The 24,028-nt window shown below is 67.3% G+C and carries 28 protein-coding genes; 9 read left to right on the top strand and 19 right to left on the bottom strand.

Annotation, left to right across the window (positions count from 1 at the left end):
* Nucleotides 1–662: SDR family NAD(P)-dependent oxidoreductase (locus AC1RIF_RS20170; RefSeq protein ID WP_492603134.1), on the bottom strand; the 662-nt coding region annotated here is incomplete at its 3' end.
* 252 nt (nucleotides 663–914) lie between these two features.
* Here AC1RIF_RS20170 and AC1RIF_RS20165 point away from each other — a divergent pair.
* The 4 genes from AC1RIF_RS20165 to AC1RIF_RS20150 all read left to right on the top strand — a co-directional run bounded on the left by AC1RIF_RS20165 (nucleotide 915) and on the right by AC1RIF_RS20150 (nucleotide 5,283).
* Entirely contained in the window at nucleotides 915–2,093 is a 1,179-nt protein-coding gene (locus AC1RIF_RS20165; protein ID WP_492603133.1) for a 3-ketosteroid-9-alpha-monooxygenase, oxygenase component, read from the top strand.
* Between the two features lie 40 nt (nucleotides 2,094–2,133).
* Nucleotides 2,134–3,315 (top strand): acyl-CoA dehydrogenase family protein, encoded by a 1,182-nt coding sequence (locus AC1RIF_RS20160; RefSeq protein ID WP_492603132.1) that lies wholly within the window; start codon nucleotides 2,134–2,136, stop codon nucleotides 3,313–3,315.
* A gap of 42 nt (nucleotides 3,316–3,357) precedes the next feature.
* A complete protein-coding gene (bphC, locus tag AC1RIF_RS20155; RefSeq protein WP_492603131.1) occupies nucleotides 3,358–4,290 on the top strand; it encodes a biphenyl-2,3-diol 1,2-dioxygenase in 933 nt (310 codons plus the stop codon).
* A 201-nt stretch (nucleotides 4,291–4,491) separates the two neighbouring features.
* Nucleotides 4,492–5,283, top strand: a complete 792-nt coding sequence (locus AC1RIF_RS20150; RefSeq protein WP_492603130.1) for an IclR family transcriptional regulator — start codon at nucleotides 4,492–4,494, stop codon at nucleotides 5,281–5,283.
* A gap of 54 nt (nucleotides 5,284–5,337) precedes the next feature.
* Here AC1RIF_RS20150 and AC1RIF_RS20145 read toward each other — a convergent pair whose 3' ends face one another.
* A complete protein-coding gene (locus tag AC1RIF_RS20145) occupies nucleotides 5,338–6,042 on the bottom strand; it encodes a PadR family transcriptional regulator (RefSeq protein ID WP_492603129.1) in 705 nt (234 codons plus the stop codon).
* 149 nt (nucleotides 6,043–6,191) lie between these two features.
* Here AC1RIF_RS20145 and AC1RIF_RS20140 point away from each other — a divergent pair, with 149 nt between their 5' ends.
* Both AC1RIF_RS20140 and AC1RIF_RS20135 read left to right on the top strand, forming a co-directional pair.
* Nucleotides 6,192–6,443, top strand: coding sequence for a hypothetical protein (locus AC1RIF_RS20140; protein ID WP_492603128.1), 252 nt, complete (start codon nucleotides 6,192–6,194; stop codon nucleotides 6,441–6,443).
* A 74-nt stretch (nucleotides 6,444–6,517) separates the two neighbouring features.
* Nucleotides 6,518–7,393, top strand: a complete 876-nt coding sequence (locus tag AC1RIF_RS20135) for a TIGR03619 family F420-dependent LLM class oxidoreductase (RefSeq protein WP_492603127.1) — start codon at nucleotides 6,518–6,520, stop codon at nucleotides 7,391–7,393.
* Between the two features lie 78 nt (nucleotides 7,394–7,471).
* On the opposite strand, the gene AC1RIF_RS20130 is transcribed toward AC1RIF_RS20135, so the two are convergent.
* From AC1RIF_RS20130 to AC1RIF_RS20115, 4 genes are read right to left on the bottom strand one after another with little or no spacing between them, the layout of a single operon-like run.
* Nucleotides 7,472–8,191: an ABC transporter ATP-binding protein gene (locus AC1RIF_RS20130; protein ID WP_492603126.1), complete on the bottom strand. Its 720-nt coding sequence runs from the start codon at nucleotides 8,189–8,191 to the stop codon at nucleotides 7,472–7,474.
* Entirely contained in the window at nucleotides 8,191–10,014 is a 1,824-nt protein-coding gene (locus AC1RIF_RS20125) for a branched-chain amino acid ABC transporter ATP-binding protein/permease (protein WP_492603150.1), read from the bottom strand. Before AC1RIF_RS20125 ends, AC1RIF_RS20130 begins: the two co-directional genes overlap by 1 nt.
* Nucleotides 10,015–10,016: 2 nt before the next feature.
* Nucleotides 10,017–10,874, bottom strand: coding sequence for a branched-chain amino acid ABC transporter permease (locus AC1RIF_RS20120; RefSeq protein ID WP_114721551.1), 858 nt, complete (start codon nucleotides 10,872–10,874; stop codon nucleotides 10,017–10,019).
* Between the two features lie 43 nt (nucleotides 10,875–10,917).
* Nucleotides 10,918–12,132, bottom strand: coding sequence for an ABC transporter substrate-binding protein (locus AC1RIF_RS20115; RefSeq protein ID WP_492603125.1), 1,215 nt, complete (start codon nucleotides 12,130–12,132; stop codon nucleotides 10,918–10,920).
* A gap of 637 nt (nucleotides 12,133–12,769) precedes the next feature.
* On the opposite strand from AC1RIF_RS20115, the gene AC1RIF_RS20110 reads away from it, so the two are divergent.
* Nucleotides 12,770–13,024, top strand: a complete 255-nt coding sequence (locus tag AC1RIF_RS20110) for a hypothetical protein (protein ID WP_492603124.1) — start codon at nucleotides 12,770–12,772, stop codon at nucleotides 13,022–13,024.
* Nucleotides 13,025–13,112: 88 nt separating this feature from the next.
* On the opposite strand, the gene AC1RIF_RS20105 is transcribed toward AC1RIF_RS20110, so the two are convergent.
* The 4 genes from AC1RIF_RS20105 to dnaK are packed head-to-tail and all read right to left on the bottom strand — an operon-like array spanning nucleotide 13,113 to nucleotide 17,173.
* Nucleotides 13,113–13,520 (bottom strand): heat shock protein transcriptional repressor HspR, encoded by a 408-nt coding sequence (locus AC1RIF_RS20105; protein WP_492603123.1) that lies wholly within the window; start codon nucleotides 13,518–13,520, stop codon nucleotides 13,113–13,115.
* 32 nt (nucleotides 13,521–13,552) lie between these two features.
* Nucleotides 13,553–14,728, bottom strand: coding sequence for a molecular chaperone DnaJ (dnaJ, locus tag AC1RIF_RS20100; RefSeq protein ID WP_492603122.1), 1,176 nt, complete (start codon nucleotides 14,726–14,728; stop codon nucleotides 13,553–13,555).
* A 34-nt stretch (nucleotides 14,729–14,762) separates the two neighbouring features.
* Entirely contained in the window at nucleotides 14,763–15,335 is a 573-nt protein-coding gene (grpE, locus tag AC1RIF_RS20095; RefSeq protein WP_492603121.1) for a nucleotide exchange factor GrpE, read from the bottom strand.
* Entirely contained in the window at nucleotides 15,332–17,173 is a 1,842-nt protein-coding gene (gene dnaK, locus AC1RIF_RS20090) for a molecular chaperone DnaK (protein ID WP_492603120.1), read from the bottom strand. The genes grpE and dnaK overlap by 4 nt, the downstream gene beginning before the upstream one ends.
* Nucleotides 17,174–17,424: 251 nt before the next feature.
* Here dnaK and AC1RIF_RS20085 point away from each other — a divergent pair, with 251 nt between their 5' ends.
* The gene (locus tag AC1RIF_RS20085; protein WP_492603119.1) at nucleotides 17,425–18,018 is read left to right on the top strand and encodes a hypothetical protein; all 594 of its coding nucleotides are present in this window, start codon (nucleotides 17,425–17,427) and stop codon (nucleotides 18,016–18,018) included.
* Nucleotides 18,015–19,430: a phytoene desaturase family protein gene (locus AC1RIF_RS20080; protein WP_492603118.1), complete on the top strand. Its 1,416-nt coding sequence runs from the start codon at nucleotides 18,015–18,017 to the stop codon at nucleotides 19,428–19,430. The genes AC1RIF_RS20085 and AC1RIF_RS20080 overlap by 4 nt, the downstream gene beginning before the upstream one ends.
* Before the next feature lie 21 nt (nucleotides 19,431–19,451).
* Here AC1RIF_RS20080 and AC1RIF_RS20075 read toward each other — a convergent pair whose 3' ends face one another.
* The 9 genes from AC1RIF_RS20075 to AC1RIF_RS20035 all read right to left on the bottom strand — a co-directional run bounded on the left by AC1RIF_RS20075 (nucleotide 19,452) and on the right by AC1RIF_RS20035 (nucleotide 24,015).
* Nucleotides 19,452–19,820, bottom strand: coding sequence for a cupin domain-containing protein (locus tag AC1RIF_RS20075; RefSeq protein WP_492603117.1), 369 nt, complete (start codon nucleotides 19,818–19,820; stop codon nucleotides 19,452–19,454).
* Between the two features lie 52 nt (nucleotides 19,821–19,872).
* Nucleotides 19,873–20,247, bottom strand: coding sequence for a cupin domain-containing protein (locus AC1RIF_RS20070; RefSeq protein ID WP_492603116.1), 375 nt, complete (start codon nucleotides 20,245–20,247; stop codon nucleotides 19,873–19,875).
* 100 nt (nucleotides 20,248–20,347) lie between these two features.
* The gene (locus tag AC1RIF_RS20065) at nucleotides 20,348–20,737 is read right to left on the bottom strand and encodes a cupin domain-containing protein (protein ID WP_492603115.1); all 390 of its coding nucleotides are present in this window, start codon (nucleotides 20,735–20,737) and stop codon (nucleotides 20,348–20,350) included.
* A 58-nt stretch (nucleotides 20,738–20,795) separates the two neighbouring features.
* On the bottom strand, nucleotides 20,796–21,164 hold the full coding sequence (locus AC1RIF_RS20060) for a cupin domain-containing protein (RefSeq protein ID WP_492603114.1): 369 nt from the start codon (nucleotides 21,162–21,164) through the stop codon (nucleotides 20,796–20,798).
* A 186-nt stretch (nucleotides 21,165–21,350) separates the two neighbouring features.
* Complete coding sequence (locus tag AC1RIF_RS20055) at nucleotides 21,351–21,641, bottom strand: DUF6191 domain-containing protein (RefSeq protein ID WP_492603113.1); 291 nt, start codon at nucleotides 21,639–21,641, stop codon at nucleotides 21,351–21,353.
* Between the two features lie 58 nt (nucleotides 21,642–21,699).
* On the bottom strand, nucleotides 21,700–22,722 hold the full coding sequence (locus tag AC1RIF_RS20050) for an iron-containing redox enzyme family protein (RefSeq protein WP_492603112.1): 1,023 nt from the start codon (nucleotides 22,720–22,722) through the stop codon (nucleotides 21,700–21,702).
* Nucleotides 22,723–22,728: 6 nt separating this feature from the next.
* Nucleotides 22,729–22,878, bottom strand: coding sequence for a hypothetical protein (locus AC1RIF_RS20045; RefSeq protein ID WP_492603111.1), 150 nt, complete (start codon nucleotides 22,876–22,878; stop codon nucleotides 22,729–22,731).
* Between the two features lie 269 nt (nucleotides 22,879–23,147).
* Nucleotides 23,148–23,354 (bottom strand): CDGSH iron-sulfur domain-containing protein, encoded by a 207-nt coding sequence (locus tag AC1RIF_RS20040; RefSeq protein WP_492603110.1) that lies wholly within the window; start codon nucleotides 23,352–23,354, stop codon nucleotides 23,148–23,150.
* Nucleotides 23,347–24,015: a HemK2/MTQ2 family protein methyltransferase gene (locus AC1RIF_RS20035; RefSeq protein WP_492603109.1), complete on the bottom strand. Its 669-nt coding sequence runs from the start codon at nucleotides 24,013–24,015 to the stop codon at nucleotides 23,347–23,349. Before AC1RIF_RS20035 ends, AC1RIF_RS20040 begins: the two co-directional genes overlap by 8 nt.
* Between the last annotated feature and the right edge of the window lie 13 nt (nucleotides 24,016–24,028).

The raw sequence follows: 24,028 nt of genomic DNA, 5'->3' as shown, positions 1-24,028 counted from the left end.
ACCTCGGCAACGTCGGCCTCGGTGGGACTGTCGAGATCCGGTCGCAGCCGGGCGAACGTCGCCGGATTGAGGGTCATTGCGGTAGCGACGGCCCCGGGGTGAACGGTGTTGACACGGATGGCCCGCTTGCCGAGTTCGTTCGCGAGGGTCTTGGCCAGCCCCGTGATCGCATGCTTGGCCGCGGAGTAGTGCGACGCGCCGGGCACGGCCCTGATCGCCGCCGTCGAACTGACGATCACGATCGAACCGCCCGCCGGATCCATCTCCGCGACACCCGCCTTGACCGTGTGCCACGTCCCGGTCACGTTGACGTCGATGGACCGGTTCCACACCGCGTCGTCGATCTCCCACGACGGGCCCGGGTTGTCGCAGATACCGGCATTGGCGACGATGGTGTCGAGCGGACCGAGTTCGCGCACACCAGCCCGCACCGCAGCAGTGACCGCATCGAAGTCACGGATATCGGCGGTGCCGGTGACCACCCGCCGCCCCTGCTCCTCCACCAGTCGTGCGGTCTCGGCGAGGTCCGACTCGGACTCACCTCCGGGCAGGTCCAGCGCGACGATATCGGCCCCCTCCTCGGCCAGACGGACCGCGTGGACGCGTCCCATCCCCTTGCCCGCGCCCGTGATGAGCACCGTCTTACCGGTCATCCGCGTCATGATCATTCCTTTCACCGTGACGCGACGCTAACCAACCGGTCCGGGGGGCAGGCAGAGGCCGTCCCGCGTGGTGGGAGGTCCGCCGCGGGCGCGGGGCGCAACCGCCGAACCCCCGCGACGACCGCCCCGACCTGCCGCTATACCACAACTTCCGGGGTGTTCCATCCAGCGGGAGAACCCCTTCCCGCGCGACACGCCGCCTAGTTCTATGAGGCGCATCACAGGACAGCCCCCTGATGGCACGGAGGAAACATGTCACTCGACACCGCTCCCACCAACGGATCAGCCGCCGACAACGACGAGATCCGCGAGATCGAGGCCGCCGCAGCGCCCACCCGCTTCGCGCGCGGCTGGCACTGCATCGGTCTCACCCGGGACTTCAAGGACGGCAAGCCCCACTCGATCGAGGCGTTCGGCACCAAGCTCGTCGTGTTCGCCGACAGCAAGGGGGACCTGAAGGTCCTCGATGCCTACTGCCGCCACATGGGCGGTGACCTGAGCCAGGGCGAGATCAAGGGCGACTCGATCGCCTGTCCGTTCCACGACTGGCGCTGGGGCGGCAACGGCAAGTGCACCGACATCCCCTACGCCCGCCGTGTTCCCCCGCTCGCCAAGACCCGCGCGTGGACCACGCTCGAGAAGAACGGCCAGCTCTACATCTGGAACGACCCGCAGGGCAGCAAGCCCCCGGCCGACGTCACGATCCCCGACATCGCGGGCTACGGCTCCGACGAGTGGACCGACTGGAGCTGGAAGACGCTGCGCATCAAGGGTTCGCACTGCCGCGAGATCGTGGACAACGTCGTGGACATGGCGCACTTCTTCTACATCCACTACTCGTTCCCGCGCTACTTCAAGAACGTCTTCGAGGGCCACACCGCGACGCAGTTCATGAAGTCCACGGGCCGCGAGGACATCGTCACCGGCACCAGCTATGACGACCCCAACGCGGAACTGCGCTCGGAGGCGACGTACTTCGGCCCGTCGTACATGATCGACTGGCTCGAGACCGACGCGAACGGCCAGAAGGTCGAGACGGTGCTCATCAACTGCCACTACCCGGTCAGCAACAACGAGTTCGTGCTGCAGTACGGCGCGATCGTCAAGAAGCTCCCGGGCCTGTCCGACGAGGAAGCGACCGGCATGGCCGCGCAGTTCGCCGAGGGCGTCGAGATGGGCTTCGAGCAGGACGTCGAGATCTGGAAGAACAAGGCGCCCATCGACAATCCGCTGCTGTCCGAGGAGGACGGCCCGGTCTACCAGCTTCGCCGCTGGTACCAGCAGTTCTATGTCGACGTCGAGGACATCACCGACGACATGACCAAGCGCTTCGAGTTCGAGATCGACACCACCCGGGCGGTCGCGAGCTGGCAGCAGGAGGTCGCGGAGAACATCGCGAAAAAGGCCGAGAACTCGGCCTCGGCCTCCTGATCTCCGGTTCGTAGAACCACACCGACCCGAAGGAACACACATGAGTTACGAAGTCCTGGCCCGCATCGAGGCGGCCGCCGACGACATCTTCGTCGAGGGCATCGAGGCGGAGCGGATCGGCAAGGTTGCCGACGCCACCGCCAAGCGTATGAAGGAGGCCGGCTCCATCCGGATGCTCCAGCCCAAGGAGCACGGCGGCCTCGAGGTCCATCCGCGCGAGTTCGCGGAAACCGTCATGCGCATGGCGTCCCTGAACCCCTCCGCGGGCTGGGTCCACGGCATCGTCGGCGTGCACCCGTGGCAGCTGGCGTTCGCCGATCCCAAGGTGCAGCAGGAGGTCTGGGGACAGGACCAGGACACGTGGCTCGCGTCGCCATACATGCCCGGCGGCATGTGCGTACCGGTGGACGGTGGCTACAAGTTCTCCGGCAAGTGGTCGTTCTCCTCCGGAACCGACCACTGCGACTGGGCGTTCCTCGGCGCGATGGCGTGCAACCCGGACGGCAGCATGCAGATGCCGCCCCGCATGCTGCACGTGATCATTCCCCGCAGTGACTACGAGATCATCGAGGACTCGTGGGACGTCGTGGGCCTGCGCGGCACCGGCTCCAAGGATGTCGTCGTCAAGGACGCCTTCGTGCCCGACTACCGGGTCATGGACTGCGACGAGGTCATCGACGGTACCGCGGTCCGCAAGTACGGGCGCACCGAGACGCTGTACCTGATGCCGTGGTCCAACATGTTCCCGCTCGGCATCACGTCGGCCACGATCGGCATCTGCGAGGGCGTGCTGCACCACGCCAACGAGTACCAGCGCGAGCGGATCAATCCGCAGGGCACCGCAGTCAAGGATGACCCGTACACGATGTTCGCGGTCGGCGAGGCCACCGCGAAGCTGCGTGCGGCCCGGGATTCACTGCTGGCCAACGTCGATCGCATGTGGGATCTGGTCGACGCCGGCAAGACGCCGACGTTCGAGCAGCGCGCGCTCGGTCGCGAGACCCAGGTCAACGCGGCCTGGCAGGCCGTCACGGCCATCGACCAGGTCTACGCCCGCTGCGGCGGCAACGCGCTGCGCATGGACAAGCCGATGCAGCGCTTCTGGCGTGACGCCCACGCCGGCCTGCACCACGCGATCCACGTCCCCGGCACCGTGTACCACGCCGCGACGCTGAGCGGCCTGGGTGTGGATCCGCAGGGTCCGCTGCGCTCGATGATCTGATCCGCTGGATCACCACAACTCGAATTCACAACGGAGACAACCATGACGAACCCCAATGTCGGAGGCTTCGGCACCGACATCCGCGCGCTGGGCTACGTGAAGGTCCAGACCAACGACATCGAGCGCTGGCGCACCTTCGCGTTCGACGTGCTCGGCTTCGCAAAGGGAGCCGGCCCGGACCCCGATGCCCTCTACCTGCGCGTCGACGAACGCGCCGCCCGCATCGTCGTCGTCCCCGGTGAGACCGACGAGGTCGTCACGGTCGGCTGGGAGGTCCGTGACCATGCCGCACTCGTGCGGGTCACCGAGGCCGTCGAACGCGCCGGCATCGCCGTCAAGCCGCTCTCGCTCGAGGAGGCGGACGCCCGCCGAGTCGAGGAGGTCGTGACGTTCCAGGATCCGGCCGGCACGACCCTCGAAGTGTTCCACGGCCCGGTCCTCGACCACAGCCCCGTCGTCACCCCGTTCGGCGCCAAGTTCGTCACCGGCGCACAGGGCCTCGGCCACGTGGTCCTGCCGACGATGGACCCGAACGGCACGTTCGACTTCTACACAGAGGTGCTCGGCTTCCTGCCGCGCGGCGCCTTCCGCATCCCGGCCCCGCCGGAGTTCGGCCCGCTGCGAGTGCGCTTCCTGGGCGTCAACCAGCGCCACCACAGCCTCGCGCTGTGCCCGGCCCCGCACGGCGGTGCCCCCGGCCTGGTGCACATCATGGTCGAGGTCGACACGCTCGACGCCGTCGGGCAGGCGCTCGACCGCGTCGTGAAGGACGGCTTCTCGGTGTCCTCGACGCTGGGCCGTCACACCAACGACAAGATGGTGTCCTTCTACGTCCGCGCACCGGGCGGCTGGGACATCGAGTTCGGCACCGACGGACACCTCGTGGACGAGACGTTCTACACGTCCGAGGAGATCACCGCCGACAGCTACTGGGGCCACGACTGGTCCGGCAGCGAGCCGCTCGCGGCGATGTAGCCACGAGTCCCGCGACAACCGAACATTCCGCCGGCAGGGGGAACCCCGTCCCACCAGGGACGATCGGGTTCCCCCTGTCGGCGTATGTCGATCTTGGTGATCCACTTCACAAATCGCAGATCGTGTGTCATTATTTCTAATCGAAACACCCACGTCAGATGGGTCTCACGACGATGCTCGACAGAAGTGAGGGAGACATCGATGACCGCACCTGCGACTGCAGACGCCACCCCGACCGCGATTCTCGAACGAGTTTCGCTGATCCTGGACACCTTCGACGGCCCCGGCCGCCTCACCCTCGCCCAGGTCGTCAAGCGCACCGGACTGCCCCGCTCGTCTGCACACCGCACGCTGGAGCGGCTCGTCGAGATGCGCTGGCTGCGCCGCGACGGCCGTGACTACGAGCTCGGCACCCGGCTGATGGAACTCGGCTCGATCGCGGTCCACCAGAATCGTCTGCACTCGGCCGCGGCACCGATCCTCCAGGAACTGCACCGCGTCACCGGCTACGTCGTGCACCTCGGTGTCCTCGACGGCACCGACGTTCTCTACCTCGACAAGGTCGGCGGGCGCCTCGCCGCAGAGTTGCCGACCCGCGTGGGCAGCCGGTACCCCGCACGCAACTCGGCGATCGGCAAGGCCCTGCTCGCGTACACGCCGAACGGCACCGACAGCCTCGCCGAGTTCACGCCCGAACTGCACAAGGTCCGCGAGATGGGCGTCGCGTACGAGGTCAGCCAGGTCTCCGGCGGGATCGGCATCATCGCCGTCCCGATCGGCCCCGTCGGCGGGGTGACCGCCGCCCTGTCGATCTGCGGACCCACCAGTCACCTCAAGTTCGACCACCGCCATTCCGCGCCGGTCCGCATGGCCGCCAACGCGATCCTGCAGACTCTCACCGGGCGCAGCCACGGCGCGGCCCCGATCGCACACCGCAACCGGCTTCAGAGCATGCCGACCGCGGCACCCCGCACGCGCCTCCAGTACGCCTGACCCCCGGCAGCTCGGGAATGCGGCGAACCGGCCGCTAGCAGGAAGGGTGGGCGCTCAGAGCTGCCCACCCTTCTCCAGGCCCTCGACGAAATCCTCGACATCACGCCAGGAACCGGTCACCTCCGGCACAGGGTTGCCCAGTTCGTCGCGGTCGCGCACTCGCGCGAAAGTCTCTGCGGCCTCGTCGATGTCGTCGAGCATCTGCCGCGCCAGGTCCATCTCGGCCCGGAAGTACCGCTCCGCCCACTTCAGACTCATCCTCGAGAACGCCCACGACGGCTCGCGCGTCGCGTGTTCGGCGTGCAACTCGGCGCCCTGACGGAGGGCGTTCATGTTCTCGATGTGGGACTCGACGAGCGACTTGAGATGCTCGGGGTCGTTGAGGTGCCCCATCCAGAGCCGGAGCAGTAAACCGTGCTTGAGCACGGGCTGGTCGACGGGCGCATCCCGCGACCAGTTGCGCACCGCGTGCGTCCCACGCTCGGTGATCCGGTAGACGCGACGTCCACGCTCGCCCGGCTCGGAGACCATCTCGGACACCACCAGGCCCGCGGTCTCGAGCTTCTTCAGCTCCCCGTACACCTGGCTGATCGACGGGCTCCAGTAGAAGTAGCCGATGCTCCAGTCGGCCCATTTCTTGAGGTCGTATCCGGTGAGCCCCTCACCGAGGGTGAGCATGCCCAGAACCGCCCAGCTGGTGGCGGGCAGAGACGGGTAGCCGGCATCGACGGCACCGTTGGCGGGCTCGGTTTCGGACATGGCCGAAGCCTAACAGCCCAGGTAGAGGGTGGTTACAGCTCGGTAGCAAGTGCCCGCTCACCGGGAGCGCACCTCCCGCTCCGTGGGAGAACTGCAGACGTACGACCCGGCAGTGACTACCGTCACGCATGGAGTCAGGAGGTTCGTTCATGGAGAGCGTCAGCTGCAACAGCTGCGGCAACCGAGTCCTCGTCGAGAAGTACAGCGAGGCCCACACCAGCATCCAGTGGCTCGAGGATGCCGACCGGGTGTGCCCCGAGTTCGCCGAGTCCCGCACCGAGGTCGGACGTCCGTGGACGCCCACGTGCCACAAGCTGCGCGAGTCCATCGACGATCTCACGATCTCCGGGCAGCTCGGCCTGTCGCTGCGCAGCTACCCGGTGCCCGGCCGCCTCGAGTGATCCGACGGCGGTCCCGGTCTCTGCTACCGGGATCGCCCAGGCGCGCACGTCGATTCGTCCCCTACGTTCGAAGAATGAAGTGGGCATTGCCGGGCGCGATGATCGCGACCCCCGAGCTGATCGAACTGGCGCGCGTGGCCGACGAGTGCGGCTACGACGCGATCGCCATGCCGGACTCGGTGTTCTACCCCGAACACGTCTCCGCGGACTACCCGTATTCGCCCGACGGCAAACGCATGTGGTCACCCGCGACGCCGATGCCGGATCCGTTCATCGCGATGACCGCGATGGCCGCCGTCACCGAGCGAATCGGCTTCTACACCAACGTGCTCAAGCTGCCGCTGCGCGATCCACTGCTCACCGCGAAGCAGGTCGCGACGATGGCCGTGATGTCGGGCAACCGGATCGCTGTCGGCGTCGGGCTGTCGTGGATTCCGGAGGAGTTCCGGTTCACCGGCACCGAGATGCGCACCCGCGGCGCCCGCACCGACGAGGCCATCCGGATCCTCCGGGCCGTGTGCGCCGGACGCGGCCCCGAGTGGGTCGAGTTCCACGGCAAGCACTACGACTTCGACCGGCTCATGATCAGTCCCGCACCGGATCTGCCGGTACCCGTCTACGGCGGCGGGCACAGCGAGCCCGGTCTGCGTCGCGCGGCACGCTTCGCGGACGGCTGGATCTCTGTCAACACCGGGACCCCGCAGTTGAAGGACGCCATCACGCGCCTGACCGAGTTGCGTGCCGAGTACGGCCGCGAGAACGAGCCGTTCGAGATCGACGCCTCCCCCACCGACGTCTCGGACATCGACGGCTACCGGGCCCTCGCCGACATCGGTGTCACCCGCGTCCGGGTCGCCCCGTGGCGGCTCTACGGCGCCGATCCGGCCGATCCGCAGGCCCGACTCGACGCGGTCCGCCGCTTCGCCGACGAGGCCGTCGCACCGTCCTGACGCACTGAACGGGAGTTCACCGCACGCCCTCGCTTCCGAAGTGTGCCGTGAACTCCCGCTCGGGGTGCGTGGTGTCGGTCAGACGCGACCGAAGTACGCGTCCTTGAGGACCGTGAGGTCGTCGATCTCCGACGCCGGCGCGTCCATGACGACCTTGCCGATGTCGAGGACGGTGACGTGGTCGGCAACGCTCATCGCCGCCTCGACGGCCTGCTCGACGAGGAGGACGGCCAGGCCGGTCTCCTTGAGCAGCTGCACCCGCTCCATGACCTCGTTGACGATGACGGGGGCCAGGCCGCCCGACGGCTCGTCGAGGAGCAGCAGCTTCGGTTCGGCCATCAGTGCCGCACCGATCGCCAGCATCTGCTGCTGACCACCGGACATCGATCCGGCCAACAGGTTCCGCTTCTCGCCCAGGATCGGGAACATCTCGTAGATGCGCTCGACCTCGGCCTTGAGGGCGGTGCGACGCTTCTTCGTGGTGTAGCCGCCGAGCAGCAGGTTCTGCTCGATGGTCTGCTTGTGGAAGACGCGCTTGCCCTCCTGCACGTACGCCATCCCGCGGCGCACCCGCTGATGGGCGGGGACACCGGAGATGTCCTGGCCGTCCATCTCGATGGTGCCGCCGTGAACCTTGTTGAGACCGGAGATCGCACGCAGGGTGCTGGTCTTGCCGGCACCGTTACGTCCGAGTAGTGCCGTCACCTGGCCGGGGTAGACGTCGAAGGAGACGTCCCAGACCACGCGCAGGTCACCGTAACCGGACTGCAGATTCCGAACGCTCAGAACCGGTTTCATCACTCCACCTTCTCCAGCTCGGTAGCCGTGCCGCTGTCGGGGTCCACACCGAGGTACTCGCTGAGCACGCGCGGGTGGTGCTCGATCTCCGCGGGCGGGCCCGACGCGATGACCTGTCCCTGCGCCAGCACGACGATGGTGTCGGCGAGGGAGAGGACCAGACGGAAGTTGTGCTCCACCAGCAGCACGGTGGCGCCGGCGTCACGCAGAGCACGGATGAGCACCGACAGTCGTACGAGTTCGTCCTCGTCCATGCCGGATGCGATCTCGTCGAGCAGCAGCACCCGCGGCTCTGCGATCACGGCGCGCGCGACCTCGAGCATTCGTCGCATGCCCAGCGGCAGCGAGGTGGCAACCTCGTTGCGCAGGTGCGACATTCCGACGAGTTCGAGAACCCGTTCGGCCTCGGTGATGTCGGCCTTGGCAACCTTGCGGAAGCTCGGCAGACGGAACACGGCCGAGAGCATCGAGGCCCGGTTGGTCATGTAGCGGCCCGACGCGACCGCCTCGAGAACGGTGACGTTCTCGGGGATGTTCGGCGTCTGGAACGTGCGGGCCACACCCTCACGGGCCACCCGGTTCGACGAGAACTTCTGGACCTCGGTGTTGCCGATGACGATTCGACCGGTGTCTGCGGTGTAGAAGCCGCAGATCATGTTGAGCATCGTCGTCTTGCCGGAACCGTTGGGGCCGATCAGTGCGGTCACCTTGCCAGGCTCGGCACGCAGGGTCGCCTCCTTCAGCGCCTGGTTGCCACCGAACGCCTTGGAGATCCCGTCGACCTCGAGTGTGGCGCCGGCGATGGGATCGACGTGCGGAATCGCCTCGGGATCTCGCGGCTCCGGACGACCGGCCACACTGATGCCCGCCTTGCGGTCGAGTCTGCCGGCGAGACCGCGGAAGACCTTGGTGAGACCACCGGAGAGCAGCACACCACCGATGATGAGGAAGCCGCCGTAGAAGATCAGCGAGTACTCCTGGAACGCGGTGGACTGGTTGGGCCCGAACTGCATGATGGCCGCACCGATCACCGCACCGTAGACGCTCGCCGAACCACCGAGGATCGACGCCGCCAGCACCGCGGTGGCGAACGTGAACCCGAACGCCTCGGGGGCGATGAACAGGTCGGTGTTCGCGAACAGAGCGCCGGCCAGACCGGCCGGGAATGCGCCGATCGCGTAGCCCAGCAGCTTCATCCGGAACACGGACACGCCCTGGGACTGCGCGAGCACCGGGGACTGCTTGAGTGTGCGGAACGCGATGCCGTGACGCGAGACCACGAGATTACGCATCACCACGAACCACAGGATCGTCACGCCGACCACGACGTAGTAGAAGTTCTTGTCGATGTCCTGACCGAACAGCGTCGGCGGTTCCATCCCGGACAGGCCGTTTCGGCCACCGGTGTTGCCGCCGAAGATGGCGAGGATGTCGGGCACCAACAGGATCAGGAAGAACGACGTCATCGCCAGCGACCAACTGCCCAGTCGCAGACCGGGAATGCCGGTGATGATGCCGACCGCGAGTGCGACCGCGCCCGCGGCCGCCAACTGCACCAGGATCTCGGTGTGCCCGGCCTGAGACATCAGCCCGGCCGTGTACGCACCGGCCGCATACATCGCGGCCTGGCCCAGTGCGAGCTCACCGGCGTAGCCGAGGCTCAGGTTCAGACCACTGACCACCAGGGCCAGGATGCACGCCAGTTGGAGCTGACGCGTGTTGGTCGCATCCATTCCCAGCATCGGCGCGAAGAACACGACAAGGCCGAACACGAGCGCGAAGATCCAACTCGGGACACCGCGCAGAGTGCGCCAGATCTGCATGGTCACACCACCCGTTCTTTCACCGTGCCGAACAGTCCGGCCGGTTTGACCATCAGGACGACGATCAGCACCACGAACACCGCGATGTTGCTGTACTGGCTACCCGCCCACAGCGCTGTGAACGACTCGACGAGACCGACCGTCAGACCGCCGATCAGCGCGCCGGGAAGCGAACCGAAGCCACCGATCGCCAACGCCACGAAGCCCTTGAGGGCCAGTGCGGCGCCGAGCGTGGCGACCGCGAACGTCTTGGGGCCCACGAACAGTCCGAGCACACCGGCGATCGCACCGGAGAACGCGAACGCGCCCATCGCGATGCGCCGCACGTTGACGCCGCGCAGCATCGCGGCCTCGCGGTCCTCCGACACGCCCATGAGCGCCAGGCCGGTCATGGTCCGCTTGCTCAGCTGACCGAGACCGATCACGAGCACGATCGACAGCACCAGCAGCGCGATCTCGACCGGATACGTCCGGCCCCCCAGAATGGTGATCGGATCGTTCGACCCGAAGAACGGAACCGTCAGCGGCTCGCTTCCCCAGATCAACTGCGTCGCACCGTTGAGCAACGTCGCCGCGCCCAGTGTCGTCACCAGTTGGTTCTGGTGATCGGCGACCGGTCTGATCGCGACCAACTCCTCGACCGCGGCGAGGATCATCACCGTCACGGTGGCCATCACCGCCACCACCAGCACCGGAAGCTTCAGCGTCACCAGGCCCGTGTAGGCCACGAACGTGCCGACCATCATCAACTGCGCCTGCGCGAAGTTGAAGGTGTTCGACGAGACGAACACGATGTTGTACCCGATCGCGACGAGTACGTAGACAGCGCCGAGGGCGAGCCCCGACCACAGAATCGTCACAGCGGTGCCCTCCTGTGCGTCGTCGGAACGAAGATCACCGAGTTCATGCCTGCGGGTTACCGAACTGGCCGTTGACGACCTTGGTGGGCGCGATGAACTCCATCTCGTCCTGAGTCGGGTTCGGGCCGTGGTTGTCGGCGGTGAAGTTGTAGCGAGACAGGAAGGCCGTCTTCGCGTTCTTCTGGACCTCTTCGGTCTCGAGTGCCTGTGCGAGCTTCTCGGCGTCGGTGGTGGTGCCGGCCTTCTCGGCGGCAGCGGCCACGAGCGGGAACGCGTCGTAGTTGTCGGCGATGATCAGCGTCGACGAGATGGTGCCCAGCGAGGCCATCGTGTCGACCATCTTGTTGACGGCTTCGTTGTCCGGGTCGTACACGGTGCTCGTGAAGACCTGCGAGACAAGGTTCTTCACCTCGGGCGTGCCGAGGACACCGTTCGGGGGCTCGTTGGCGACGAGATTGGTGCTGGACACCGAGGTGTTGCCGATCAGCGGCACGTCCCAGCCCAGACGCTGCATGCTCTGCAGGACGTAGCCCAGCGGGGCGCCGTACGCATCCAGCGCGATCGCGTCGGCGCCGGCGTTCTTGAGGGACTGCAGCTGCGCGGTCATGTCGAGCGCGGTGGCCTCGTACTCCTCGTTGCCGGCCTGCTTCAGTCCGGACTTCTCCAGCTCGGAGGTCATCTCCTTGCCGAACAGCTCGCCGTAGGCGGTGCTGCCGTGGATGACGCCGATATTGTCGTAGCCCTTCTCCTTCGCGTGACCGACGATGCCGCGAGCGTTGTCGCCGGCACCGGGTGCGAGGTCGAAGTTCAGCGGGAACTTCGACGGATCCGTCGAATCCGGCGTGGGCGCAACGTTGAACGAGAGGATGTCGTTCTGCTTGAGGATCGGCAGCACTGCAGCGCCGACGGACGACGGCCCGGAGTTGAGGACGAGGTCCGGCTTCTGCTTGTTGATGGCCTCGCGCACCTTGGTGACCGCGATCGTGGCATCACCGGCGTCGTCGACGACCGTCAACTCGATCTGACGACCACCGATGCCACCGGCCTGGTTCTGCACCTCGACGCCGGCCTTGGTCGCGAGGATCGAAGTCTGAGCGTTCGCCGCGAGGACGCCCTGGGCGCTGATGCCGCCGGTGACGAGGACCCGGTACGGCGCATCGGCGCCGCCGGCCTCGGCCGACTCCGCCCCGCCACACCCTGCAACTGTCAGGACCGACGCGGCAACTGCCGCGACGAACACTGGACGCCGACTCTTCATGACTGCCCTCCTAGGACACCCGCTACGCACTACAGAACCAAGCGCTCGCTTGGCCTGCCTGGACATGGAAGAGCTCGGCAAGCCCCTGCTGAGCGACTCCCCGACACGTCACTCTGCACTTACGCCCACCGAGCTCTTCCCATCAAGCACTTGCTTGATTCACCAAGCACTTGCTTGAGTGGGAGCATAGGGGTGTGATGTGGGTAACGTCAACCGATCCGGCCGCGAGGTGGGAGGGCGACGCTCCGCGATACCGCTGAACGGGAGTTCACGCCACCTTGTCGGGCCGACAGCGTGCCGTGAACTCCCGTTCGGGGGTCGATCAGCGAGTTGTCCACAGGGTCGGCGCCGTCCACGGACGGGGGCTCCGCAGCCTGCTGGGTGCGATCGGCGTCGGGGCACGCCGCGAGGGTGCCGGGATGACTGGAATTCTCGTGCCGTTCCGCTGCGTACCGCCTTCGATCTGGGCCGACGACTCGATTTCGACCGAGCGACCGAAGCCGTCGAAGCCGTCGAAGCCGTCGAAGCCGTCGAAGCCGTCGAAGCGCTGTACCAGTCGGCGGGAATCACACGCGAGTCGCTCTCGGAGTTCACGCAACGACATGCCGGTGAAGGCGGAATCATCCAGTTGCGCAGCGTGATCGAGGAGTCCGACGAGGGAGCGGAGTCGCCGTGGGAGACGCGCACCCGGCTGGCCCTCGTCCGCGCCGGCCTGCCCCGCCCCGACACTCAGGTGACGGTCCGCGACGGTGGTCGCTTCATCGGCCGCGCCGACATGGTGTGGGAGCGCTCGCGGGTGATCCGGGTGAAGGCGCGACAGCTGATCCACGGCCGACCTACCCTCATCGCACAGATCACCCGTGTCCTGCGCGACGCCGGTGCCCCCGTATGAGCCACGAACGGGAGTTCACGGCACGCTATCGGGTTCGATGCGTGCCGTGAACTCCCGTTCAGGGGATGGGGCCCGTAGGACGGCGCGGTCAGCGCTGGTTGCGCGGCTTCCAGACGACGATCGCGTTGCTGCGCGGGATGGGCACCAGGTCACGGCGGTAGCTGGCGTGGACGCGGGCGATCTCGGCGGCCATCTCGTCGACGCGGTGCTGCAGTGCCTCGACCTGGTTGGTCAGCTCGATGATCCGCTTGATGCCGGCGAGGTTGACGCCCTCGTCCTGGGACAGCCGCTGCACCTCGCGCAGCAGCGCGACGTCCCGCGGCGAGTACCGCCGACCGCCGCCGGTGGTGCGGTGCGGGGTGACCAGGCCGAGCCGGTCGTAGTTACGCAACGTCTGTGCGTGCATGCCGGCCAGTTCGGCGGCCACCGAGATGACGAACACCCGCGCATCGGGGTCCGCGGGGACCTCCGACGCCTTGCGTCCCTTGTCGCTCATGATGGTTCACCCGTTCGATCGGTTCACGCCGGTCAGGCGCCGGCCCATCCTGCCCGCGGATCGAATCCGCTGGCCTTCTCCGCCTCCAGGTAGGTCTGGAGCGCCTCCGTGGCGGGATCGTCGAGCTTCTGCGGCACCGCAACCTTCACGGTGACCAGCAGATCGCCGGCGCCTCCGCCGCGCTTGGGCACACCGCGCCCTCGCACCCTGAGAATCCGTCCGTCCGCAGTTCCGGCCGGAACCTTCACGCCCACACGGCCGTCCAGTGTCGGCACGGACAGTGTGGTGCCGAGCACCAGTTCGCCGTAACTGACCGGAACCACCAGCGTCAGATCGTCGTTGTTGCGCCCGAACACCTTGTCGGGACGGACGTGGACGGTGACGTACAGGTCGCCGGACGGCGCGCCCCGCAGCCCGGCCTCGCCCTGACCCGCCAGGCGGATCCGCTGGCCGTCACTCACGCCCGAGGGAACCCGGACGGTGATGGTGCGAGTGCGGTTGGTGACCCCGTTGCCGTGGCAGTCGGGGCACGGGTCGTCGATGATCGATCCCGTGCCGCGGCAGTCGTCGCACGGCTCACTGAAACCGAACGCACCCTGGTTCCGGCTGACGACGCCGGTTCCGTTGCAGCGCGGGCACACCCGTGGACTGGTGCCCGGCTTGGCACCACTGCCGTGGCACGTGGTGCACGCCGAGCGACTGGTCAGGCGCAACGGAACCGTCACGCCCTGTGCGGCCTCGCGGAACTCGAGCGTGGTCTCGGTCTCGACGTCGCTGCCGCGGTGCGGACGCGACGCCGCGGCGCGGCCACCGCCACCGCGGTTGAACAGCCCGCCGAACAGGTCGCCGAGGCCGCCGTCACCGCCGGCGGCACCACCGCCGCCGCCGAACAGGTCGTTGATGTCGAAACCGCCACCACCGAAACCGCCACCCCCGGTGCCGTACCCGGCTCCGGGGCCGAAGCCGCCGCTCGCGAACAAGCGGCGGGCCTCGTCGTACTCCCTGCGCTTCGCGGGGTCGGAGAGGACGGCATGCGCCTCGCTGACCGTCTTGAAACGCTCCTCCGCCTTGGTGTCACCGGGGTTGGCGTCGGGATGCAGATCCCTGGCCAGCTTGCGGTACGCCTTCTTGATCTCGTCGGCGGAGGCGCCGGAAGAGACACCCAGTTCCTTGTAGAAGTCCTTCTCGATCCACTCCCGTTGGCTCACTGGGCGTCTCCTCCTCTCACTGCTGTCTGTCTATCTACTCGGCTGCCGCATCGGCTGCAGGCGCACCGTCGGTGACGGTCACCATCGCCGTGCGGAGCACTCGTTCGCCCAGGCGATAGCCCTTGCGCAGCACCGCCCCGAGGACGGGGTTGTCACCGTCGCCCTCCATCTGCACGGCCTCGTGCAGCTCCGGGGAGAAGGCGTCGCCCTCGGCGCCGAACCCTTCCAGGCCGAGACCGTCGAGCACACCGGCGAGCTTGTCGGACAGCGCCTTCAGCGGTCCCGACTCCAGATCCCCGTGGGCGCGTGCCCGGTCGAGATCGTCGACGAGGTCGAGGAACTTCCCGACCACCGCGACCCGCTCGTCCTCGACGGCCCGATCGATCCGAGCCAGCGCGTTACGACGGATGTTGGCGATCTCCGCCTTCGCGTAACCCAGCTCGGTGCTGGCCTTCTCGAGTTCGGCGGTGATCGTGGTCAGATCGTCTGCCTCGGCCGTACCGGCCCCGGCTGCCTCCTCGGAGGCAGCCGGGGTGGCGGCGTCGACAGTGTCCGCGACCTGATCGTCGGCGGTCACCGGTTCGCGCTCGGGGTTCTCCGCCGTCACTTCTTGTCCTGATCGGTCGGCTCGTCGACAACCTCGGCGTCGACGACGTCGTCGTCGGCGGGGCCGGAGCCGTCACCGGACGCGGCGGCGTCGGCAGCCTGCGCGTCGTAGATCGCCTGACCCAGGGCCTGCGACTCGGTGGACAGCTTCTCCACCGCAGCCTTGACGGCGGCGATGTCCGAGCCGGCGAGAGCGGTCTTGACCTCGGTGACCGCGGCCTCGACCTTCTCCTTGACGTCGGCCGGCACCTTGTCCTCGTTGTCCTTGATGAACTTCTCGGTCTGGTGCACCAGCGAATCGGCCTGGTTGCGGACCTCGGCCTCCTCGCGGCGGTTCTTGTCCTCCTCCGCGTGCGCCTCGGCGTCCTTGATCATCCGATCGATCTCGTCCTTGGACAGACCGGAGCCGTCCTGGATCTTGATCGTGTTCTCCTTGCCCGTGCCCTTGTCCTTCGCGGTCACGTGCACGATGCCGTTGGCATCGATGTCGAAGGTGACCTCGATCTGCGGCACGCCGCGCGGGGCCGGCGGGATGCCGGACAGCTCGAACGATCCGAGGAGCTTGTTGTGCGAGGCGATCTCGCGCTCACCCTGGAACACCTGGATCTGCACCGACGGCTGGTTGTCGTCCGCCGTGGTGAAGGTCTCGGAGCGCTTGGTCGGGATGGTGGTGTTGCGCTCGATGAGCTTGGTCATCACGCCACCCTTGGTCTCGATACCGAGGGACAACGGGGTGACGTCGAGGAGCAGAACGTCCTTGACCTCGCCCTTGAGGACGCCGGCCTGCAGGGCGGCGCCGACGGCGACCACCTCGTCAGGGTTCACGCCCTTGTTGGGCTCGCGGCCACCGGTGAGCTCACGAACCAGGTCGGAGACGGCCGGCATACGGGTGGAGCCACCGACGAGCACGACGTGGTCGATGTCCTTGACGGCGATGCCCGAGTCCTTGACCACGGCCTGGAACGGCGCGCGGGTGCGGTCCAGCAGATCGGAGGTGATCTTCTGGAACTCGCTGCGGGTGAGCTGCTCGTCGAGGAACAGCGGGTTCTTGTCCGCGTCGACGGTGATGTACGGCAGGTTGATGGAGGTGCTCTGCGAGCTGGACAGCTCGATCTTCGCCTTCTCCGCGGCCTCGCGCAGACGCTGCAGGGCCATCTTGTCCTTGGTCAGATCGATGCCGTTCTGAGCCTTGAACTTGTCGACGAGCCACGACACGACGCGCTCGTCCCAGTCGTCGCCACCGAGGTGGTTGTCACCGGAGGTCGCGCGGACCTCGACGACGCCGTCGCCGATTTCGAGCAGGGACACGTCGAAGGTGCCGCCACCGAGGTCGAAGACCAGGATGGTCTGTTCCTTCTCGCCCTTGTCGAGGCCGTACGCGAGCGCGGCCGCGGTGGGCTCGTTGACGATGCGCAGGACGTTGAGGCCCGCGATCTGTCCGGCCTCCTTGGTGGCCTGACGCTGCGCGTCCTCGAAGTAGGCGGGGACGGTGATGACGGCGTCGGTGATCTCCTCACCGAGGTACGCCTCGGCGTCACGCTTGAGCTTCATCAGCGTGCGGGCGCTGATCTCCTGCGGCGTGTACTTCTTGTCGTCGATCTCCACGGTCCAGTCGGTGCCGACGTGGCGCTTGACCGAGCGGATGGTGCGGTCGACGTTGGTGACCGCCTGGTTCTTGGCGGGCTGACCGACGAGCACTTCACCGTTCTTGGCGAAGGCCACGACGGACGGGGTGGTGCGCGAGCCCTCGGCGTTGGCGACCACTACCGGCTCGCCGCCTTCGAGCACAGACACGACCGAGTTGGTGGTCCCGAGGTCGATTCCGACCGCACGAGCCATAGTGATCCCTCACTTTCCTTCTTCGCAGCCTCTCGAGCTGCGGTTTTCTTCTCGACACTGAGCTGATGAACCTCAGGTGAGCGTATCCGACTCAAGTTTGCATCCCGACTCCGGTCGAAGTCAATCCAAAACTTGAGCCCCTCACGCTCAGGTTCTCGAAATGGTCAACGGACCGCCTCACGGGTTTGTTCCCGGCCGGACGATTTTTCCGAGCCCGCTGACCGGACCGTGCGCGCGGATACGATTCGGACGTGGACATCTCCGGCGAACACGAGGCAACGGCGGCGCCGGCACCGCCGCACCGGCCCAGGCCGCCCCGGCCCGACGTCGTCGTCGCGCCGCTGCACCCGCTCGGCGCCGATCCCGGTTCCGCGCCGCGCAGCATGACCGCGGCGGTCACGGCGTGGGCCGCATCGTTCGCCGCCTTCGCGGGCCTGGCCGGTGTCCTGGCCGCCGACCACGACACCGTCGTCGACGCCCTCTCGACGGGCCTCACGACCCGGAATCCGACGGCCGATCCGCACACGGCCGACCAGGTGGCCGGACTGACCGTGCTCGGGGTGGGGGCCGTCGGAATGCTGCTGGTCCTGGCGGCCGTGCTCGGGATCGTGTGGCTGCGGTCCGGGCGCGCACGGGCACGGGCGTGGCTCACCGTCGTCGGCGCGCTCACCGTCGCGGCCGCCGTCGCCGCGTGGAGCCTGCTGTCCGACGCCGGAGACGTCGCGCTCCGGGTCCCCACGTGGGCGCCGCTCGTACAGGCCTCTCTCGTGGCCGTGGGTACGGCACTGCTGTTCACTCCGGCCGCGTCCACGTGGCTCGGCGGCAGGATCGCAGTCTCCCGATGAGCGACGCCGTCGTCGTCGGCGCCGGCCCCAACGGGCTGGCCGCCGCCGTGGCGCTCGCGCTGCGGGGCGTGTCGGTGACCGTGTACGAGGTCTCCGACACGATCGGCGGTGGGACCCGAACCTCCGAGCGCATCGTGCCCGGACTGCTGCACGACGACTGCTCGGCGGTGCACCCGATGGGGGCGGCGTCACCGTTCTTCCGGTCGCTCGACCTGACCTCACACGGACTCGAATGGCTGTATCCGGAGATCGATCTGGCGCACCCGCTCGACGACGCCGTGTCGGGTGTGTTCACGCGGTCGATCGAACGGACCGCGAGCCGGCTGGGGCCCGACGGTCCCGCCTGGCGGCGGCTGTTCGCGCCGCTGTCCGAGCACTTCGACGACCTGGCCGACGAACTGCTGCGTCCCGTCGTGCACCTGCCCCGACACCCGATCTCGATGGCACGCTTCGGGATCGACGCGCTCGCTCCCGCGACGCTGACGGTGAAGCGGTGGCGCACCGAGCAGGCGCGGGCGCTGTTCGGCGGCGTGGCCGCGCACGCTTACTATCCGCTGTCCCGGCCTACGACGTCGGCGGCGGGGCTGATGATGCTCGCCGCCGGGCACCGCTACGGCTGGCCCGTCGCGAAGGGCGGATCCCGCGCGATCACCGATGCGCTGGCGTCGCTGCTGCTCGCGCACGGCGGCCGCATCGAGACCGGACGACGCGTCCGCTCGCTGGGCGAGTTACCGCGCGCCGACATCACGATGCTCGACCTGTCGCCCACCGGTGTCGCGGAGGTGGCCGGCAACCTGCTGCCGGCCCGGGTGGCTCGCGCGTACCGCCGGTACCGGTACGGCCCGGCGGCGTTCAAGCTGGACCTGGCCGTCGAGGGCGGAATTGCGTGGCGCGACGACGCGTGCCGCCGCGCCGGCACCGTCCACCTCGGCGGGAACTTCGAGGAGATCGTCGCCACCGAACGAGACCTGCACCGTGGCCGGATGCCCGAACGCCCGTTCGTCCTGATCGGCCAGCAATACCTGGCGGATCCGTCGCGATCTGTCGGCGACGTGCACCCGGTGTGGGCGTACGCCCATGTGCCACACGGGTACACCGGCGACGCGACCGAGGCGATCCTGCGCCAGATCGAACGCTTCGCCCCCCGCACCCGCGACCGCATCGTCGGCAGCTTCACCCGATCCGCCGTCGAGATGCCGACATACAACCCCAACTACGTCGGCGGCGACATCGCGACCGGCGCGAACGACCCGGTGCAACTGTTGACGCGCCCACGGGTGGCTGTCGATCCGTATGCAACGGGCATTCCAGGCGTCTACATCTGTTCCGCCGCAACACCACCCGGCGGCGGCGTCCACGGGATGGGCGGATACAACGCGGCCCGGTCCGCGCTACGGCGTCTCGACCGCTAGACGCCCGAAGCTCGACCCCACTCAGCTACCCGACATCGCGCGGCGGATATGGTCAACCAGGTGTAGGTACTCCACCTTCGGCGCGAAATCGACAATCTCCGAGGCCTCGACAGAACCCGGCACGTGGCCCGGCGCCAGGTAGAAGGCGTCACCCGCGGAGTAGAAGACGCGACCATCCGCGCCGTCTGTGTAGATCTTGCCGCTCAACACCATTCCATAGTGAGGGCACTGACACCGCCCGTTGGGCAGGCCCGCGAAGGCGGGCGCCATGTTCGTGTCGGCGGGCATACGGATGAAGGTGACGATCATGTCCCCCACCTCCCCCATACGAAGTTCGAACTCGCCATCCTGAAGCTCGACAGTCAGGTCAGCGGGATCGATCACATACATTGCAGGTCCCTTTCGAGAGGCCTTCTCGGTCGCGCGTCGACGATCGAGGTCATCAGTTTCTGCTGTCGGACAGTACTTTTCGAACATGCTCGATGATGGGAAGCGACTCGACTGTCGGTGCGAAATCAACGCATTCCGAGGCCTCGGCCGCCCCGGGCACGTGACCCGGCCCCCAGTAGAAGACGTCACCTGCCGAGTAGTACACCCGGCCCTCGGCGCTATCGGTGTAAAGCTTGCCGCTCAGCACCATTCCGTAATGCGAGCTCTGGCACCGCCCGCCAGGTAGCCCTGCGAACGCTTGCTCGAAGTCCGCGCCGGCCGGCATGCGGACGAAGGTGACCATCATCTCGCCCACCTCCCCCATACGAAGCTCCACCTCGCCTTGCCCCAGCACGATCGGCAGGTCGGACGGATCGATTACATACATGGTGATTCCTCTCGGATGGTTCTCGTTGACACCGCGAAACTGCCCCGGCCCTGAGGCAGGAGCTGTCCGCTTCCTGCCTCAGGGCCGATGTGGCGTCCCGTCAGACCGCGACGGAGAACACCTTCTTGAAGGGCTCGTGGATCACCATGCGGGCGTCGGTGCCGCCGGCCAGACAGAAGATGTCGCCCTTCTTGTAGGTGCGCTCCTCGCCCGTCTCCTTGTAGATGATCGTCACCGAGCCCTCGAGGACCACAGCGCTTTCCTCACCGAGCGGCGTAGCCCAGTCGAGCTCGCACGGTCCCGTCCGCCACACGCCGACCAGAAGGGCATCGGTGCCCGGTGCGATGTCCTCGGGTCCGTGGATGAAGTAGAGCTCGCCCTGCTCGAACGGGCCGTACTTCGGATCCGTTCCCGCGAACGGAACCCACTGCTCGGGCTCGGCATCGGCATGGCTGGCGAAAACCTGACTGATCTTGTTTGCGGAATTCATTCTTTCTCCTGTGCAATCAGAAATGGGATGAGCGGTCACACACCCCCGAAAGTCTGGGTCAGTTTTCCGACATTGCTTTCTTCACGTGGTCGATCAGATGTCGGCACTGGTCCTTCGGAACGAATTCGACGCATTCCGAGGTCTCGATGGCCCCGGGGACATGGCCGGGACCCCAGTAGAAGGTGTCGCCCGCGGAGTAGAAGACGCGCCCCTCGGCGCCGTCGGTGTAGATCTTTCCGCTCAGCACGAACCCGTAGTGCGATGCCTGACAGCGGCCGCCCGGGAGTCCCGAGAACGCCTCGGTGAAATCCGAGTTTGCCGGGTACTTGAGGTAGCAGACCATCATATCGCCTACCTCCCCCATTCGAAGTTCAAATTCTCCATCCGCCAGCTCGACCGTGAGATCAGATGGATCGATTACATACATTCTTGGAATTCCCTTCGTCGGAGTTTCGATCAGCCTTCCCGAAAGCGAGCCAACCCGACACCGACGTACCCCCAGCCTTGACCAAGGCTCCGAATTTCGACTTTTACGAGAAAAGGAGGACGCCCAGCCGATGTCGACCCGACGCTTCGCCGACCTCGGACGCTGAAGAGACTCGGACGCTGGTCCTCAGTTTTCGCGGTTGACCCGCACCGCACCCGAGTCGAGGTCCACCCGCATCAGAGGCGGCGCGCCGTCGGTCTCGTCCCCGCGGTGCATCAGCGCGGTCTGCCGCTGCTCGAACTCGTGATGCTTCGATCCCTGGAACAGGGCGGCGACCTCTTCGAACCCGGCGGCGGCGATGCTGCGGGCCTTGCGGTCGCGGAACCACGGCAGCAGGCCCCGACCGGTGATCCGGCTGAACGCCACCTCGAGAAAGACCAGCAGTACCAGCAGGCACGCCAGGCCGGGAAGCGTCATCGCCCACAACAGACCCATACGTCCGGCTAGGTCGACGCCGCGCCGCGCCTGCCCGTGTTCAGCCCACTCGGGGCCGCAGTGAGCTGACGCCGCGGGCCCACGAGTCGGCCATGTGCTCGCCCACGAGGTCGTCGAACGCCAGGCACGCGGCCGCGCCGAACAGGACGTCGCCGACGAGGCCGGGGCACTGCGCGACGAGTCCGCCGGCGAGGTCGCGGACGACGACCTGCTCGTGCACCGAATCGGCCTCGACGTGCTCGTCGAAGAACAGGGTGGCCGCGGGGCCGAAACCGAGCCGACGCAGCCCGGCAGCATACTTCTTGCTCGGCAACGCGGACGTGCTCTCCACGGCACACAGGTGCCCGGCGAGCGCGGCCCGCAGGCGCCGGTGCAGTCCGAAGAAGGACAGCGCGTTGAGCGAGGCGAGCGTCACCGCAGGGACGTCGTCGAGGTAGTGGGCGTAGCCGTCGGACAGCCCCACCTCGCGCATCGTCGTCGCGAACAGTTGCGAGTGCATCCGCTCGAGCCGCCCGCCCCCGTACTCGTCGGCCTGCACCTCGACGAGCGCCGCCTTCGGCCGCCCGACGAGTCTCGGGATCCCGAAGGTGTGGACGTCGGCCTCGCGTAGCTGGTTGAGCGATCGGTGGACGAGCAGCTCCCGGAACTGGTCCACGGTCGCGTCCGTGGCCATGAAGCCGGACAACCCGGGCCCCACCGTGGGCGCGGTCATCTCCCAGAGTGCTGCCGCGACGTCGGCCGGATCGACGCCCTCGACGCGCGGGCGCGCGAGTTCACGGACCGCCGCCTCGAACGGCGCCTCGAGTTCGGCACGCGCAGCGATCAGCTCCGGCGCCCACTCCAGCCGGTCGTCGGCACCGTCGACGCCGTGCAGATGCAGCTCGTACAGCAGCGTCAGCGCCAGTTGCGCATCGTCGTCGACGATCATGCCGTTCGGCGACTCACACCGGTACCCGCGGGCCGCGGTGTTCACGGTCGCCGGTTCGTCCGTGCCGGACAGCACCGCGACGAGGGCGGCACTCACCGGACCGCGTGGTTCGGGAATCGGCATCGGCATCGGCATCGGCGATCAGTCCTGCCCGTCGCTCGAATCCGCGTCGTCCGTCGCCGGCCCTTGCGCCGTGGCGCCACCTTCCTCGGCCCACGTGTCGCGTCCACTCGGATCGGACTGGACGTCGTCCTCGGCGGGGACACGCTTCCGCTCATCTGGTGTGGTCATCGGTCCCGTTCCTCCGTTGCGGCTCGTTCCTCCAGTTGTCATCCGTTCTCAACCTCGTTTCCGTCTTGTCGTCGTTCGCAAGGTCTTCCGGGCACTGACCCCATACTGCCGGGGACCGGATCGTTCTGCTGGACAGGATTTCGGCCGGCGGGCCCTGTGGAGGAAAGAACTCACACCTGTGGACAGCCCTGTGAATGATTCACCGGGAGGGGCGGACTCGACGATGACTCGAGAACATCCACGTCACTCGAGTTGACGCAGAGAAGATTTCACGGCTTCTGCGGTTTCTTCCGTTTGTGTGAGCTGTCACAGAAGGGTGGTCGACTCGTCCTTCCGCAGCGGCACAACGCAATCGTCGCGCGTTCGTTGGCGATCGGAACGCCGCCGCCGTCGACGAGACTCACCGGCCCGCGCACGAGGAGCGGGCCGTCGGGGCACACCGTCACGACCACCTCGGATCCCGCGCCGTCAACCATGACGAGTCGCCTTCCTCCGCCCCGCCCGGAACACGACCACCCTCTCGCGGTCCTGCCCCTCCTCGACCAATCCGCGACGCCGCAGCATGTCCTCGCGCGCAATGGTCACAGGACCGAACGGTATGTCCACGCTGCGTACGATGTCGACCTCCAGGCCCCGCTCCTCGAGCATCACCTGCGTCTTCTCGAGACCGCTCAGGGCGGACTGCAGCAGCAGCATCACTCCTCCGTCGGCCAGGACATCGGGCACGTCCGTGCAGATGCGATCCAGCAGCGATCGGCCGTTCGAACCCGCATCCCACGCGCGCGCTGCACCGCGTGTCGGCAATCGGTCGGTCGCCGACGGCACGTAGGGCGGGTTGGACAACACGATGTCGAACCGCTCGCCATCCACCGGCGCCGTGAGATCACCCTGCAACACCCGCACGCGAGCTCGATTGAGCCACGCATTGATTCGCGTGTTCACCACCGCCCTCCGGCCGATGTCCACTGCGGTGATGTCCTTCGCACCCGCCGCAGCGGCATGCGCGCTGAGCACCCCGGTACCCGCACACAGGTCCAGGATCCGAGTACGGGCACCCACGACCTCGGAGTTCAACGCCTGGGCCAGAAGGAAACTGTCGGTTTGCGGACGATAAACACCTGGTAATCGGAGAAGCACGAAGGACCTCCTC

The sequence above is a fragment of the Prescottella sp. GW823-FHT02E09 genome, from assembly GCF_058797375.1.
This window is presented reverse-complemented; position numbering and strand designations above follow the sequence as displayed.

Coding starts and splice junctions, on each gene's coding strand:
- AC1RIF_RS20105 (WP_492603123.1), bottom strand. CDS start 13,520: ATGAGCGACAAGGGACGCAAGGCGTCGGAGGTCCCCGCGGACCCCGAT.
- AC1RIF_RS20160 (WP_492603132.1), top strand. CDS start 2,134: ATGAGTTACGAAGTCCTGGCCCGCATCGAGGCGGCCGCCGACGACATC.
- bphC (WP_492603131.1), top strand. CDS start 3,358: ATGACGAACCCCAATGTCGGAGGCTTCGGCACCGACATCCGCGCGCTG.
- AC1RIF_RS20075 (WP_492603117.1), bottom strand. CDS start 19,820: ATGTATGTGATCGATCCCGCTGACCTGACTGTCGAGCTTCAGGATGGC.
- AC1RIF_RS20045 (WP_492603111.1), bottom strand. CDS start 22,878: ATGACCACACCAGATGAGCGGAAGCGTGTCCCCGCCGAGGACGACGTC.
- AC1RIF_RS20140 (WP_492603128.1), top strand. CDS start 6,192: ATGGAGAGCGTCAGCTGCAACAGCTGCGGCAACCGAGTCCTCGTCGAG.
- AC1RIF_RS20135 (WP_492603127.1), top strand. CDS start 6,518: ATGAAGTGGGCATTGCCGGGCGCGATGATCGCGACCCCCGAGCTGATC.
- AC1RIF_RS20065 (WP_492603115.1), bottom strand. CDS start 20,737: ATGAATTCCGCAAACAAGATCAGTCAGGTTTTCGCCAGCCATGCCGAT.
- AC1RIF_RS20130 (WP_492603126.1), bottom strand. CDS start 8,191: ATGAAACCGGTTCTGAGCGTTCGGAATCTGCAGTCCGGTTACGGTGAC.
- AC1RIF_RS20040 (WP_492603110.1), bottom strand. CDS start 23,354: ATGGTTGACGGCGCGGGATCCGAGGTGGTCGTGACGGTGTGCCCCGAC.
- AC1RIF_RS20125 (WP_492603150.1), bottom strand. CDS start 10,014: ATGCAGATCTGGCGCACTCTGCGCGGTGTCCCGAGTTGGATCTTCGCG.
- AC1RIF_RS20070 (WP_492603116.1), bottom strand. CDS start 20,247: ATGTATGTAATCGATCCGTCCGACCTGCCGATCGTGCTGGGGCAAGGC.
- AC1RIF_RS20145 (WP_492603129.1), bottom strand. CDS start 6,042: ATGTCCGAAACCGAGCCCGCCAACGGTGCCGTCGATGCCGGCTACCCG.
- AC1RIF_RS20115 (WP_492603125.1), bottom strand. CDS start 12,132: ATGAAGAGTCGGCGTCCAGTGTTCGTCGCGGCAGTTGCCGCGTCGGTC.
- AC1RIF_RS20060 (WP_492603114.1), bottom strand. CDS start 21,164: ATGTATGTAATCGATCCATCTGATCTCACGGTCGAGCTGGCGGATGGA.
- dnaK (WP_492603120.1), bottom strand. CDS start 17,173: ATGGCTCGTGCGGTCGGAATCGACCTCGGGACCACCAACTCGGTCGTG.
- AC1RIF_RS20080 (WP_492603118.1), top strand. CDS start 18,015: ATGAGCGACGCCGTCGTCGTCGGCGCCGGCCCCAACGGGCTGGCCGCC.
- AC1RIF_RS20150 (WP_492603130.1), top strand. CDS start 4,492: ATGACCGCACCTGCGACTGCAGACGCCACCCCGACCGCGATTCTCGAA.
- AC1RIF_RS20050 (WP_492603112.1), bottom strand. CDS start 22,722: ATGCCGATGCCGATGCCGATTCCCGAACCACGCGGTCCGGTGAGTGCC.
- AC1RIF_RS20055 (WP_492603113.1), bottom strand. CDS start 21,641: ATGACGCTTCCCGGCCTGGCGTGCCTGCTGGTACTGCTGGTCTTTCTC.
- AC1RIF_RS20165 (WP_492603133.1), top strand. CDS start 915: ATGTCACTCGACACCGCTCCCACCAACGGATCAGCCGCCGACAACGAC.